Annotated in this window: 12 protein-coding genes and 2 pseudogenes; 6 read left to right on the forward strand and 8 right to left on the reverse strand. The window is 59.9% G+C overall.

The features are described 5' to 3' along the window. The first annotated feature begins 594 nt into the window (after positions 1-594). Both J2Y48_RS12055 and J2Y48_RS12060 read left to right on the forward strand, forming a co-directional pair. Positions 595-1,512, forward strand: a complete 918-nt coding sequence (locus J2Y48_RS12055; RefSeq protein ID WP_310417726.1) for a LysR substrate-binding domain-containing protein — start codon at positions 595-597, stop codon at positions 1,510-1,512. Between the two features lie 15 nt (positions 1,513-1,527). Beyond that, positions 1,528-1,808 (forward strand): annotated as a pseudogene (locus tag J2Y48_RS12060) (type II toxin-antitoxin system Phd/YefM family antitoxin). 824 nt (positions 1,809-2,632) lie between these two features. Here the strand turns inward: J2Y48_RS12060 and J2Y48_RS12065 are convergent. The 6 genes from J2Y48_RS12065 to J2Y48_RS12090 form a co-directional block, all read right to left on the reverse strand. Further along, entirely contained in the window at positions 2,633-3,013 is a 381-nt protein-coding gene (locus J2Y48_RS12065) for a RidA family protein (protein WP_310417730.1), read from the reverse strand. A gap of 56 nt (positions 3,014-3,069) precedes the next feature. After that, on the reverse strand, positions 3,070-4,314 hold the full coding sequence (locus J2Y48_RS12070; protein WP_310417733.1) for an FAD-binding oxidoreductase: 1,245 nt from the start codon (positions 4,312-4,314) through the stop codon (positions 3,070-3,072). Between the two features lie 42 nt (positions 4,315-4,356). Beyond that, positions 4,357-5,121 carry an amino acid ABC transporter ATP-binding protein gene (locus tag J2Y48_RS12075; protein WP_310417736.1) on the reverse strand — a complete coding sequence of 255 codons (765 nt, stop codon included), beginning with the start codon at positions 5,119-5,121 and terminating at the stop codon, positions 4,357-4,359. 2 nt (positions 5,122-5,123) lie between these two features. Next, positions 5,124-6,035 carry an amino acid ABC transporter permease gene (locus tag J2Y48_RS12080; protein WP_310417738.1) on the reverse strand — a complete coding sequence of 304 codons (912 nt, stop codon included), beginning with the start codon at positions 6,033-6,035 and terminating at the stop codon, positions 5,124-5,126. Positions 6,036-6,100: 65 nt separating this feature from the next. Continuing rightward, the gene (locus J2Y48_RS12085; RefSeq protein ID WP_310417741.1) at positions 6,101-6,991 is read right to left on the reverse strand and encodes an ABC transporter substrate-binding protein; all 891 of its coding nucleotides are present in this window, start codon (positions 6,989-6,991) and stop codon (positions 6,101-6,103) included. A gap of 92 nt (positions 6,992-7,083) precedes the next feature. Then, positions 7,084-8,568 carry an aldehyde dehydrogenase gene (locus J2Y48_RS12090; RefSeq protein ID WP_310417799.1) on the reverse strand — a complete coding sequence of 495 codons (1,485 nt, stop codon included), beginning with the start codon at positions 8,566-8,568 and terminating at the stop codon, positions 7,084-7,086. A gap of 276 nt (positions 8,569-8,844) precedes the next feature. On the opposite strand from J2Y48_RS12090, the gene J2Y48_RS12095 reads away from it, so the two are divergent. Genes J2Y48_RS12095 through J2Y48_RS12105 form a run of 3 tightly spaced genes read left to right on the forward strand, consistent with a single transcriptional unit; the run spans position 8,845 to position 11,560 of the window. Next, positions 8,845-9,600, forward strand: coding sequence for a UTRA domain-containing protein (locus tag J2Y48_RS12095; RefSeq protein ID WP_310417744.1), 756 nt, complete (start codon positions 8,845-8,847; stop codon positions 9,598-9,600). Positions 9,601-9,623: 23 nt separating this feature from the next. Continuing rightward, entirely contained in the window at positions 9,624-10,949 is a 1,326-nt protein-coding gene (locus tag J2Y48_RS12100) for a UbiD family decarboxylase (RefSeq protein WP_310417747.1), read from the forward strand. Between the two features lie 2 nt (positions 10,950-10,951). After that, on the forward strand, positions 10,952-11,560 hold the full coding sequence (locus J2Y48_RS12105) for a UbiX family flavin prenyltransferase (protein ID WP_310417751.1): 609 nt from the start codon (positions 10,952-10,954) through the stop codon (positions 11,558-11,560). Positions 11,561-12,076: 516 nt separating this feature from the next. Here J2Y48_RS12105 and J2Y48_RS12110 read toward each other — a convergent pair. Together J2Y48_RS12110 and J2Y48_RS12115 are read right to left on the reverse strand one after the other, a co-directional pair. Continuing rightward, positions 12,077-12,850 (reverse strand): UTRA domain-containing protein, encoded by a 774-nt coding sequence (locus J2Y48_RS12110; RefSeq protein WP_310417753.1) that lies wholly within the window; start codon positions 12,848-12,850, stop codon positions 12,077-12,079. 181 nt (positions 12,851-13,031) lie between these two features. Then, a complete protein-coding gene (locus J2Y48_RS12115) occupies positions 13,032-13,556 on the reverse strand; it encodes a TIGR02444 family protein (protein WP_310417755.1) in 525 nt (174 codons plus the stop codon). A 274-nt stretch (positions 13,557-13,830) separates the two neighbouring features. On the opposite strand from J2Y48_RS12115, the pseudogene J2Y48_RS25365 reads away from it, so the two are divergent. Further along, positions 13,831-14,028: pseudogene (locus J2Y48_RS25365) on the forward strand (histone deacetylase family protein); the annotation flags it as partial. Positions 14,029-14,338: the final 310 nt, after the last annotated feature.

Below are 14,338 nucleotides of genomic sequence, written 5' to 3' on the forward strand. Positions count from 1 at the left end.
CCGTCAAGAGGCAGCGGTATGCATTGAGAATAGAGTCGGAGCGCTCGATATTTCCTGTCGATTGCACCAACTGCCGTGATCACTGACACACTTAAGTGAGGGCGCACCCGCTACATATCGATATCCATTTCAATTTGAAATGACATCTCTATTCAATAGAGAGAACAGAATTCTCGGACAAAGAAAAATCATTCTCGGCGCACAAAAACTCATCACCCCTAGTTTGCGCCCAACAAATAGGCATTTTTCGTCAATTTTACGTCCGAAACATAATCTTTCTTGCCTTTCGGGCAAATTTGGTGTGATTTCCGCCTAAGCATAATGATATTATTTGGATAGCGTAATGGCATCAGACCATCCCCTGTGCGAGCGGATCAAAAGCGTAATCGATCGCCGTATCGAGACGGAGGAATGGCCTTGAGCAGAGCCAGGACACTGGAGCCATACACAGCATTTGTACTGCTGTGCGGTAGTGGCCAGGCCAGTACAGCTCAACGGAGCCGCGAGGGCGTCGATCCGTGACGTTAAATCATCCGTCTTGATCTTCGGCGTCACCACACAGGCGCTTGTCTATTCTCACTGGAGGACGTCCTCATGAATCTGCGGCAGATCGAAATCTTCCATGCGGTGATGACCAACAGTACGGCCTCTCGCGCTGCTGAGGTCCTCAGGATTTCGCAGCCCGTCGTTAGCAAGGCCATTCAGGAACTGGAGCACAGTACCGGCCTCGCCCTCTTCCACCGCACGAACGGCCGCCTATTGGCGACCTCGGAGGCTCGGCTTTTCTTTCGCGAGGTTGAGCAGTCCTTCACCGGGCTAACTCACCTTCGCAGCGCTGCGGCGCGCATCGGCGGTTTCGGCTCAGGCGAAATTCGCTTTGCCAGCCTGTCGGAACTGAGCACAAATGTGGTTCCAAAGGCGTTGTATGCTTTTCAGAAGCGCCACCCCGAGGTGACGATTACATTCCAAACCCAGAGGTCCACTCTGGTGAAAGATCTCGTTGCCTCCGGACAGCTCGACGTCGGAGTGGTAGCAGACGAGACAGAACTGGCCGGTGTCGATGCCCGGCCTTTCACGAATTACCGCGCGGTGGTTGCGCTTCCGGCCGACCACCGTCTAAGGGAACGGGCAGTCGTACTCGCGAAGGACCTGCACGGCGAACCATTCGTTGCGCTTTCTCCCGAGGACACGATTCGCCGGCAGGTAGATGCCATTTTTGAGACGGGAGCGATAAAGCCCAAAATCGTGCTTGAGACTCAACACTCGACGACGATATGCGCGCTGGTCAATGCCGGACTCGGTTGCGGCGTGGTGAACCCTATAACGGCTGAACCTTATCTCGGCAGGAATCTCATTGTCCGCCCCTTCGAGCCAGCCATATATTTCCGCACGCTCCTGCTACTGCCGGCAAATCGCCAGCCCTTGAAAATTGTCACAAACCTTATTAGCGACCTGAAAAACCACGCCAGTTTGGATGACGCGACCACTCATCAAACAGTGCCCTTGCTTTGAAGGAGCACCCGTTCAATTCCTCACCTTGGAAGAGTTCGAACCGCAGACCACCGTCTACGGAAAGAGATCCAGCTGAAAGACGCCAAAGCGACGCTGTCGGCCGTCGTCGATCAAGCGCTTCGTGGCAATCCAGCCTTGATTACCCGGCACGGTAGGAAGGAAGCCGTCGTGTCCTATCAGGAATACGAGAAGCTGTCGCATGTGCCGAGCTTCGGCCGGTTGCTGGGCGCTTTTCCGGCGACGAAATCGATATTCCGACGCGGACCGGTAAGCCGCACCGCGCCATCGACTTCTGATGTCCCTCGTCGACACCAACGTCATTTCGGCGCTCGCGCCGTCGAGGCGGGGAGGGGAGGCGCCCTGGTCAATTGGCTGGACCGCGCCAGTCCATATCTATTTCTCTCCGTCGTTTCGGCGGCAGAGGTTGCAGCGGGCATCGCAAAGGCGCAACACGAAGGTGCGACGACGAAACCGCGCGCCCTTCGCGACGGGTGGAGCGCCATTGAGTATCTCTATTCGGAGAGGCTGCTGCCATTTGACCTGAAATGCGCGAATGCGGCTGGCGCCATCCTTGATCACGCCCGTGCGCATAAGCCTGGTTTCGAAGTCGCAACGGCGCAGGTGCTGGGGCTCACCGTTTTGACAAGGAACACGTGCCATTTCGAGCCGCTCGGTGTGCCGGTAATCGATCCCTTCAATACGCTGCCCAAGCTGCCGTGACGCCGACATCGAAGAGGTCGCTCACCGCCCCGTCGCCGGGAGGGGAGAGCCGGTAGCAAGACCGCACCAGGCCTCAAAATAGTCAAGCGCTGCCCGCGGGCATGTTAAAAGCGCGGAGGTGCCGACGTGCTGCGCGCGCTTCAACGAATGGCGCGTCGTCGTCTCCGAGATCGAAGTCCCGCCGCCGGTGCTGCAGTGCTCGCCCTCCATGCCTAAGACGCCCTCGCACTGCTTCAGCACACGCCCTGGCTTGGCCGCTGCTTTCCGCGTGAATATGCCGGAACAGCCAATGTTCACCACTATCCTCTATGTCGCCTCCCAAGGGGAGGGGGCCGAACATCCAACCTGCCACCGCTTTCTCCGGTTAATCGGATCTCCATGTCGACCGACATGGGCAGCCTCAATCGGCAAGGGAAGCAGTAATCTCGATTTCGACTTTTGCACCGCGTGCAGGAATTTGACATATTAAGAACGTGCTGGTGGGTCGAATATCCTTGAACACCTGTCCAAGCACCGGCCCTACGGCCTCGGCCGCTTCGAGGTCGGCTACGTAAACGCGACTTGCCACGGCATTGGCGAGGGTGGCCCCTGCCTTGTTCAATGCATCCTCAATATCCGCGAATGCATTGCGTGCCTGATCTGCCGCATCCGGAGGAAACAGACCCGTGGCCTTATCACGGCCTGTCGTGCCGGAAACATAAATCGTTGTCCCATCAATCACAGCCTTGGCGTAGCCTGCGGTCGTTTCGGAGGGGGAACCGGAAAAGATTCTCTTTGGCATTTTAGTCTCCATGTTCATGGTCGCCGATGTCGTCAGGCGGATCGAGTGCTGTCAGTTCATTTGGGTAGTTGCTGGAAGCGCGCCGGCGAAAGAGCCGAAATATCAGCCGACGGGGTTTGGCCTACTGCGAGTTCGGCCATGATTTTCCCAGCCATCGGTCCCAATCCGAAACCGTGTCCGCTAAATCCGGCAGCGACGAGAAGCCCCTCGACGGCTTTGACCTGACCTATGACGGGAACCACGTCGGGGAGGGTATCGATGATGCCCGCCCATACGGTTTCGATAGCAACCTCCGCCAATGCAGGTATAAATCTCTGCAATTCATTTTGGGCCTGCCGGACGCGGTAAAGGGCAGGCTGCACGGCTTCTCGGGTTGGTGCGATATCCGCTATCGGTGCGGAGCGATGCGACCGGACAAACGGCTGAATTGGACCAAGATAGTTGATCCGCGCCGCATCTGGATTGCTTCTTCTCGTTTCCCGATAGTGGCGCATGTATCGCCAGGAATCGAGCCGTACGTCATATTCTCCCCCCGCCACCGACAAAACGATTGCCCCGTTTACATCCTGCCGAAGGCCAGTCTGGGGCAGCGAGACACAGGGATGGAGGGTGAGGTTCGGCACCGGCAGGGAACGCGCCACGGTCGCCCTTATCTTTTCCTGGGGAAGAACGTATCCGATCGGGCGCAGGAGCTTGCCGCTTCCCGTGCCGGCGGCGCAGAGGACCGTGTCGGCACGATAAAGCTTACCGTCGATCCATACCCCATGGATAAGCCCGGCCTGAACATCCAGGCGCTTCACGCTCCCGCCAAGAATAACCGAGACACCCGCTTCGACCGCGGCCTCGAACAACGCCCGCGTGGCGCGTCCCGGCTCAGCCCGCCCATCCGAGGCGGTGAACATCGCGCCTCGAATGCCGGCTTTTTCGGAAAGGAGGGGAAGTTTTCCGGCGACGTCGGCCGGCGTTAGCAGCACGGTGTCGAGACCGAAATCCTTCGCTTTGGCCTGCCAGTCCGCCTGATGCGCCATGTCGCTGTCATTGACCGCCAGAACGATGTTGCCGCCGCGAAACCAGCCGACGCTGCGTCCGATATCCTTTTCGAGACCGTTCCAAAGGCGCAGCGAGGCAATGGCGAGAGGAAGCTCGCGGAAGTCTCGTCCCTGTTGGCGAACGAAGCCAAGATTACGGCCCGATTGTGCGGAGCCTGGCGTGTCACGCTCGACGAGAAGGACGCGCAGGCCGGAACGCGCCGCGTAAAATGCGGCCGAACACCCGACGATACCTCCGCCGATGACGATCATATCCCACTTGCTGGATATGTGGACGTTTCTTCGAGCATCCATTTAATGAACCTTCGCCATGAAGGAGCGGGTGCGCTCGAAGGCAGTGCTGCTGAACATCTCGGAAGGCGCCCCCAATTCCACGATCCGACCCGACTGCATGAAGGCGATGCGGTTGCAGACCTCACGCGCGAAAGACATCTCGTGGGTGACCACCATCATCGTAAGGCCCTCGGCCGCCAGCGATCGCATGACGTCGAGGACTTCGCCGACCAGTTCCGGGTCGAGCGCGCTTGTGGGTTCATCGAAGAGCAGGACCTTGGGCTTCATCGCCAGCGCCCGTGCAATGGCAACGCGCTGCTGCTGGCCGCCGGACAACATTCGGGGATAATTCTGCATCTTGTCAGCCAGACCGACACGCGCCAAAAGCTCGCCCGCGAGCGCTTTGGCCTCCCGTCTTCCGATGCCGAGAACATGGACGGGCGCTTCCATGACGTTCTCGAGAGCGGTCTTGTGTCCGAACAGATTGAAGTTCTGGAACACCATTCCGATCCGCGCCCGTTGCCGCGCAATTTGCTTTTCCGATAGCTCGTAGGCGAAGTTTCCGTCACGGCGATAACCGATCAACTCCCCGTCGACAGTGATGCTTCCCTGCTCGATCCGTTCCAGGTGATTGACACAGCGCAGGAGGGTCGACTTGCCGGATCCGGATGGGCCGATCAGGCTGATGACCTCTCCCGCGGTGACTTCCAGATTGATGTCGTGCAGCACCGGCAAGCTGCCATATCTTTTCGATACCCGGTCAAAGACAATCATCGGATCTGACATTTTTATCGAACCTTCCGGCGAAACAGGCGTCTCATTGGGGTGATGGCAGTTACGGTCGATCGGCTGAAATGCCGCTCTATTCGCACCTGGGCGGCGCTCAGGAGCGTGGTGGCCGCTAGGTACCACAGGCAGGCCACGATCAGCAGCGGGATGGTCTGGAAATTCCGGGAATAGATCGTCTGAGCGGAGTAGAGCAGATCGGCCAGCGAGATCACGCTCACGAGGGACGAAGTCTTCAGCATGCCGATCGTCTGATTGCCGGTCGGCGGGATGATCACTGGCATTGCCTGCGGCAAGACGATGCGCCACAGCGCCTTTCCACTGGTCATGCCCAGCGATTTCGCGGCCTGCCTTTGGCCCGGATCGACCGACATCAGGCCGCTGCGGATGATTTCGGACATATAGGCGCCTTCGTTCAGTCCGAGCCCGAGCACGGCCGCTGTAACAGGCGATATGAGTGTATTGGTGGGGACGGAAACCCACAGGGACGTGAACGGGATTCCGAGGGAAAGTTCCGGAAAGAGAGCGCCGAGATTGTACCAGAATATCAGCTGGACAAGAACTGGGGTGCCGCGAAAGAACCATATATAGGCATTGGCGACGGTCGAGATGACAATATTGTCCGTCATCGCGAGAATGGCGAAAATCGTTCCCAAGACGACGCCGATCGCCATCGTGACCAGTGTCAACCACAGCGTCAGGGAAAGGCCCGAAAGAATACGTGCGTCGAACAGATAGTCACCGACGACAGCCCATCCGAAATTGGGATTTGCCGCGATCATATTCGCGCAATACAGCACGAAGATGATCAGTAAGGCTGCGGCCAGCCGCGTCTTCCAGGCCGTGGCCGGGACATATGTCAGCGCCGGTCGATCCGATGGGGCCGACAACGCCAGAGTTGAATCATTCGACATGATCGCTGTCTCTCAATAATGGCCGGTTTGATGCGGCCGGTGGCCGGAGCCACCGACCGCGTTTTTCATTCCGCAGCCGGAACCGTGGCAAGGTTGATGCCCGGCTCGTGTTCCATCGCCATCGGCGAGACCGTCCATTTCTCGTAGATCTTGTCGTAGTCGCCGCTCGCCCGGACCTCCTTCAGAGCCGCCAGCACGGCCTCGCCGAGGTCCGTTTCATCCTTGCGAAACGCGATGCCGCTCGGCATGCGGGCGAGTACCGGCATCTTGAGGACCTTCACGGGACGCGGCGCCGCCTTCTGGATTTCGCCAGCCAAGGCCGCGGAGGTCAGAACGAAATCGCTACGCCCGGAATAGAGGGAAAGCAAAGTCGCCTCCGACGTTCCGAATTCGGAGACGGAAGGCTTCTCCTTGCCGGCGGCGGCGCAGGCGTCGCCGATTTCCGTCGTGATCATGCCGACCCATTCGGTGCCGCTTTGCGCGGCTCCCTTCAGGCCGCAAAGGCTGAGATGGTCGTCGATCCCGCTGCCCTTTTCTTCAAGGACATAGGCGGAGGAGGTGGTGTAGCCGTAATCGACGAAGCTGACGACCTTCTGCCGCTCCGCATTGTCGGTGATCCCTTCCATGGCGAGATCCCAACGACCGGACTGGACGCCGGGGATGAGCGAATCGAATGCGACGGACGTTACATCGATCTTCACCCTGAGGCGCTCTGCGATCGCGTCCCAGAGATCGACTTCGAAGCCGACCATCTCGCCTGCGTCGTTGATCGACTGAAAGGGAGGATATTTCGCATCGGTCACCAGTTTGATGACCCCGGAATCCTTGTATTTCTGGGGCAGAATGTCGGCCGCCGACTGCGCATTGGCGGCGCCTGCCACGACAAGCAGGCCGATTGCGGCGATGGCACCCACCGCGGAGACATAACTGTAGCGTTTCACTCTCTCGAAAATCATTGCGTCCTCCCGTTTGTGGCCTCAGGTTGGCGACGAGCCACTCGGCCTGTTGCGGCTCGTCGTTTGTGTGCGGATGAAATCGGCGTCGCGCTTCAACCGATCACGAAGGGATTGGCGATCTCCTCCGCGGTCGAGAGCCAGACGGCCTTGGTTTGGAGATATTCGTAGATCCCCGCCACGCCGTTCTCGCGCCCGATGCCGCTTTTCTTGTAGCCGCCGAAAGGCGTGGTGTAGGAAATGTCGCGATAGGTGTTGACCCAGACGCTGCCGGCCTCGAGCTGTTCGGACATCTTCAGGGCAAGGCGCATGTTCGAGGTCCAGACTCCTGCGCCGAGGCCGAATTCGCTGTCATTGGCGATGGCGACGGCCTCTTCCGGCTCGTCAAAGGTTATGGCCGAAAGAACCGGGCCAAACACCTCTTCCCGCGCGATGCGCATATCGTTGTTGACGCCGGTGAAGATGGTCGGCTCGATGAAGAAGCCGGCGCCGCATTCTGCAAGGTCCGGGCGCTTGCCGCCGAGGACGAGTTCAGCGCCTTCCTGGCGAGCGATGTCGATATAACCGAGCACCTTTTCGAACTGCATGCTGTTGGCGATCGGCCCGATCTGGGTCTCGACCTTGCGCGGATCGCCGATGCGTGCCGTTTTCGTGAAGGCGGCGAGCTTTTCCAGAAAACGGTCCTGGATAGAGCGATGCACGAGGAGACGCGAGCCAGCGATGCAGGTCTGGCCGACTGCGCCGAAGATCCCGCCCACCACGCCGCGCACGGCATTGTCGAGATCGGCATCGGCGAAGACGATGTTGGGGGACTTGCCGCCGAGTTCCAGGCTGACACGCTTCACGTCCCTCGCCGCCAGCGCGGACAGATGGGCGCCCGTCTTCGTCGATCCGGTGAAGCCCAAGTGCCGGGTCAGCGGATGCGTAACCAGCGGCTCGCCCACCTCTGGGCCGTAGCCGGTGACGACGTTTATGACGCCGGTCGGAAAACCGGCCTTCTCGACTAGCTCCATGAGCTTGAGCGCGGTCGCGGAGGTAAATTCTGCGGGCTTCATCACCAGCGTGTTGCCCGCCGCCAAGGCGGGGGCCGCCTTGAGGGAGAACAGCAGCAACGGCGCATTCCACGGCACGATGCCGACGCAGACGCCTAGCGGCTCATGGCGCGAGAAACTGAGCGCCGGCTTGTCGCAGGGATGGACCGCGCCCTCGATCTTGTCGGCATAGCCAGCATAATAGTGATACCAGTGCGGAATGTAACGGATCTGGTGCCGCATCTCCTCCAGCAGGCGGCCGTTGTCGCGCACCTCGATTTCGGCAAGTGCATCGGCATGTTCCTCGATGAGGGCGGCGAATCTCTGGATGATACGTCCGCGCTTGGTCGGGTGCATCCTGCCCCAGGGGCCTTCCGTGAAGGCGCGATGCGCCGCGCGCACCGCACGGTCGGCGTCCTCTGCATTTCCACGCGGGATCAAGGCCCAGGGCTTCGCGGTAAAGGGATCGACTGTCTCGATATACTCCCCCGAGGCCGGGGCGACCCATTCACCGTCGATGTACATAGACAGTTTCGGTAGGTCTTGCATGGGCATGGTCTCTCCTTTTCGCGGCATGAAGTAGCGCCTTGAGCGGCATAGCGATATCTGTTTCGATTAAAAATGATATGCCTAATCGCTGTCAAGAACAGAATTGCTGATCTGATAAATTACTTATCTGCATAAAATTTAACCAATGGCGCGGCGAAATGCATAAATAGTAAGCAATTGCGCTGACTTTCTATTTAAAAATGAATTCCCCCTTGCCTTCTTGGCAAATTTGGTGTGGTTTGCGCTCAACATAATGATATCACTTTGGAGGACACGTTGGCGTCAGACCAGCCCCTATACGAGCGCATCAAATGCGTGATCGATCGCCGTATTGAGACCGAGGAGTGGCCGCCCAACTTCCAAATCCCCTCGGAAGAGGATCTTGCCAGCGAATTTGGCGCGTCCCGCCTTACGGTACGCCGGGCCTTGCGCGAATTGCAGACAGATGGCGTGCTGCTACGCGTCCAGGGCCGCGGCACGTTCGTCATAGGCCCGCGCATGCAATGCGCCGTGTTCAATCTCGCCGACATATCGGAGGAGATCGCTTCCGGGGGCGGTGCCCATAGCTGCCGGCTGCTCCAGCATTCGATCCTCACCAGGGACGATCCTGGCTGGAACATGCTCCAGCTCGGCGCCAGCGATACCGTTTTCCATTCACGGCTGCTTCATCTGGAGGACGGCAGCCCGATCCAGTTGGAAGATCGCTATGTGAACGCCGTGGAGGCGCCGGACTACATCGAGCAGGATTTCTCGAAAACTAGCCCGCATGCCTGGCTGCTGCGCGAGACCACCGTCACGACCGTCGACAACACAATCCGCTCCATCCGTGTCGACGACGAAATCCGTCTGCACCTGCAGATAGGCGCCGACCAGCCGTGCCTCCTGCTGGATCGCTCAACCTGGCGTGACGGAGTTCCCGTCACGCGCAGCCGTTTCATCTATCCCGGCGACCGCTACCGCATGCGCTCCACACACGAGGCGCGCACCAACCGCATCGTCACCATCCCCGCCCTATCCGGCACAAGCCGCTGAAACCCTGACAATAGGAGCCGCCCATGAGAAATTTTGTTCGCAAACTCCAGGAACGCGGGGACCTGCTGGTCGTCGACCGCGAGATCGACCCCGCCCATGAACTTGCCGCCGTCACCCATCTGGCGCAGAAGAAATGGGCAAAGCCCGTGATGTTCACCAATGTGAAGGGCACGCGCTTTCCGGTGGTCACCAATGTCTACAGCACCCGTGAACGGTTGGGTGAGGTGATCGGCATCGACGCGAACGATTTCTGCCGGCAGTGGAGCAAGCTATCCTCGCTCGGCTCGGCCGAGATGCGCGACCCCCTCGTGCCGGCGAACGAGACCCCGGAATACGAGGAGGTCAAACTATCCGACCTGCCGCTGATCACCTATTCGGACCGAGACGGCGCACCCTATTTCACCTCTGCCATGTTCATCGCCAAGGACCCCGAGACCGGGGTGGGCAACCTCTCCTATCACCGCTCGATGTTCATCAGCGACAACGAGCTGCGCTGCCGCCTCGCGCCGCGTCACCATCTGACGATCTATCACGAGAAGGCCGAGAAGATGGGGCGGCCGCTCGAGGCGGCCATGCTCATCGGCCCGCCGGCCCACGCCTTCCTGACCGCCGCCGCTCCGCTGCCCTATGACGTGGACGAGCTGGAAGTGGCTGCGCGCCTGCGAGGCACGCCGATTGCCATGCGCAAATGCAACCATATCGACCTTGAAGTTCCCGCCGAGACCGAGGTGGTGATCGAGGGCCGGTTCCTGCCCAACGAGCGCCGCCCGGAAGGCCCGTTCGGCGAGTTCATGGGCTATTACGTCCCCGTCGGTCCCAATGCCGTCTTCGAAGTGCTTGGCGTGACCGTGCGCAAGGACGCCATGTTCCATTCGATCCTGTGCGGCTCGCCCGAGGAGGTGCTGACGCTGGAGCTTTCCGTCTCGGCCAACATCTACCAGCGGCTGAGCGCGGCGCTTCCCGGCATCGTCAACGTGACATGCCAGCCCTTCGTCAACCATGCCATCGTGCAGATCGAACCGCAGTTCGAAGGCCATGCGCGCCAGGTCATGCTGGCGACGATCGGCGCCGAACCCATCTGGGCCAAGCAGATCACCGTCGTTGATAAGGATGTCGACATCTACGACATGGACGACGTGCAATGGGCGATTCTGACCCGCTGCCGCCCCGACAAGGACACGCTCGTCATTCCCGAGACCCCGTCCTTCTACCGGGATGAGGCCAAGGATCACTGGGGGCGCCTGCTGGTCGACGCCACCAAGCCTTGGGGACGGGAAGAGGAATTCGAGCGTAAGCGGCTGCGCATGGTGAATGACATCCATCTCTCCGACTGGTTCGCGGGCGCCTGATCATGAGCACGCGGCGGCTGATTATCGGGATCACGGGCGCTTCGGGTGCGGCCTATGGAATCCGCGCCCTTGAACTTGCGCGGGCGGCGGAGGTGGAAACGCATCTCGTCGTTAGTCGCTCGGCCCTTCTCACACTGAACCAGGAACTCGGCCTGCAGAAGGCCGATCTCGAGGGCCGGGCCGATGTGATCTATCCGGTCGCCGATATCGGCGCGACGATCGCCAGCGGATCGTTCCGCACCATGGGAATGCTCATCGCCCCCTGTTCCGTGCGCACCATGTCGGAGATCGCCACGGGCGTGACCTCCACCCTGATGAGCCGGGCCGCCGACGTGGTGCTGAAGGAGCGCCGTCGCCTCGTGCTCATGCTGCGGGAAACGCCGCTGCATCTGGGGCACATCGAGACGATGGGAGCGCTCACCCGGACGGGGGCCATCATCATGCCCCCCGTCCCCGCCTTCTATGCCAAGCCGCAGAGCATCGAGGAGTTGGTCACCCATTCCAGTGCCCGCGCCCTTGACCTCTTCGACATCGATACCGGCGCCATACGGCGCTGGGGCGGCCTGAAGGGCAGCCTGATGGAGGATACCTCTGACCCGCGCGCATCATAGTCTACGGCACGATGCTTTCCGCGCGGCGATCGACGATCTCATCCCCTCGAGCTGTGCGGCGATCGCTACCGGTTGCGGCTTTCTCGCCGCCGGGCTTGATGACCATCACGGCACTTCCCCGTGTCGTTCACGGGAATGAAGGCCCGGGGCTGACCTGTCCGATCCGCATTTCCTGCCGGGGGCCATCCGGCCTTCCGATGGCGGCCGTGTCGCCGCGGTTCGGCCTGCCAGGCTTCGATATAGTCATCCTGACGTCCGCCGCCGAGATCGTGGCATGCCGGTGCGAGGGGGCACCCGCGGCGAAATCCGTGTGGGGATGCGCAGGACGCTTCCCGCGCTGCGGCATGGGCCCTTGCAAGGGGTGAATGTGCGGCAACGACGCTGGCTAGCATAGTCACGTCGGCCCACGGCCTCTCGATCGAGGTGTTGACGCTCCGCCTCATATCGCTCGGGGAGATCGCGGATATTATCGAGCCGCGACGTCGCGGGTCCCCCGCGGCTGCCGGAACAGCCGTTTCACCTGAATTTCTTGCGTCCCTTCGGCGTCAATGGTCCATTTGCGTTCACAATGCGGTTCTGGCGCGCTTCGTGCGAGCTCCGCAGCCGGTAACGATCGCCCGGGTAGAGGAAGCGGCTGCGGGTCACCGGGGTCCCCTCGCGCCAGGTCGACCGGTCTAGCAGGAGGCACGGTTGGGTGCTGTCGATCTGCAAGAGCCGGCACGCGTCCGCGTCCGGCCTGATGGCGCGGATCGTATTGTCCACGGATGTCACCGTCGTCTCGCGAAGCAGGTAGGCGTGCGGCGTGATCTTGCTGAAGTCCTGCTCCAGGAAGGACGGAGCCTCGCTTGCATTGACGTAGCGATCTTCAAGCTGGATCGGCGTACCATCCTCCAGGTGCAGCAGCCGCGCATGAAAGACAACCCCATCCGGCCCCAGTGCCAGCATGTTCGATTGCGGGTCTTCCCGCGGCACGACGCCGAGCTGGATCACGTTGCTGGCATGGGCGCCGCCGTTGAACACAATTTCCTCGGCCATGTCGGAAATATTGAAGATAGCGCATTGCATGCGCCGGCCGACCACGAAGGTTCCCCGCCCTTGGATGCGTATCAGGACGCCCTCGGCCTGCAATTCACGTAAGGCACGTCTCACGGTCAGCCTAGACGCCCCGAACTCCTCCGCAAGCTCGACCTCTGCCGGAACCTGGAATTCAGCGGGCCACTCCTCCGCCTCGACACGGCGATCGATCGTTGCTTTTATCTTCTCATAGAGGTGCTGATCGGGTTCAGGCATGTTCGGCCTTGATAATGATATCCTTTTGAAAGACTAACATACCTATTACTGCGTGTCACCTCTGCAAACAGGAGTTGAATCCGGTAGGTTTTTTTCGCCATGCGCCTGGCTTCGATTTCGCTAGGCGAAATCCGGTGCAGAAGACGCGATCGATTATGATATTGTATTCACGAGTTCAGCATCAGCCCCGTGCGAGTGACCACACGGCGTCTGCGATGAGACGGGCTTGCGGCATCTCTTCCGGCAGGGTGCGGCCGGCGAAACGTTCGAGAACCATTTGCGCGACGGCGCTAATCCGTGCCGACCCGTCCTCCTGACCTTCATCGCGCGGCAGGTCGGCGATCGCTTCCTCCAACACCGCGATCTCGAGCCTTTCGGCGTCCAGTTCCAGCATCTTGAGCGCCGAGCGAAAGGACACGACTGGCGCGCGGTTTTCCATCCACGGATTGGCCATTAGCTGCACCCTGATCGCGCGCAGGGGCCGGACGACCTCCGCACGCCATCGGCTGCAGCTCTCGTCAAGGCTCCGAATCGTGTCGGCATCGATGCGGCTGCCTTTCCCGGCCGCCTGGAGCACGGCAAGGAACAACGGCACGTCGAGTTCAAACCGGTCCTGCAATTCCAGGCACGCCTGGGCGACGCCCGGCATTGCGTACACCTTCGACATCACGGTCCACAGATCGGCAGCAACGGAAGCTTCAACCATTATCTTTTTCCTCGCCTATGGCACTCGCCAGGGCGCCGCATATAAGCATCGCCGGCCCGTATCAATGACTATCCTTTGCGTTTCAACTCGATGGCCGATCTTCGTCGCTAACTCAAAAGATCGCATAATGCTTTGAGCGCGCCTCGAAAATTACGATAGTGAAGTAAGATTTCCTCGCCGGTTGTCTGCATTTGTAAGACTGCGTGTGCATGCGCCACATTTGCGATGAAGAAAGACATTTGCTCACAAGGTCAAAGGCGGCGCTCGCCATCGGCCCCAGGTCCTGATCATCTCCCTGGGCTTCGACGCGCCGGCACGCGATCCGGCACGAGGCCTTCGCCTGATCGTCGAGGCCTTCAGGACGATGGGGGAAATACTTGGAAGACTCGATCTGCTGGTGCTGTTGATCCAAGAGGGCGGATACGATCTGATGAGCCTCGAGAAAGCTGCAACAAGTTTTTGCCTGCCTTAGCACGGCCACCGAATGAACCACGTTAAACCCGGCAGACTTTCAGTCAGGGAGCTTCGAAGCATGATCCCAACTTGGTATAGCGGTGTTGAGGCGAACACGATGAGTGATGATGGGCTCAAGCCATAGCCAGCAGGTCCCTAAACAGCCCCAGGTCACGAGGGTATCTGGGGAACCAAGCGGAAAGGTTCCATAAGATATATTACGCGACTAACATATGTAGCCGGGTACATTCTATTTCCAAGTGCGACATGCCAATAAAAACAATGGTTTCGCATTGGAGATATTTCTCGTGTCGCTTTGCTATTCGCAG

It is taken from the genome of Mycoplana sp. BE70 (genome assembly GCF_031455855.1).
Classification (GTDB): Bacteria; Pseudomonadota; Alphaproteobacteria; order Rhizobiales; family Rhizobiaceae; genus Mycoplana.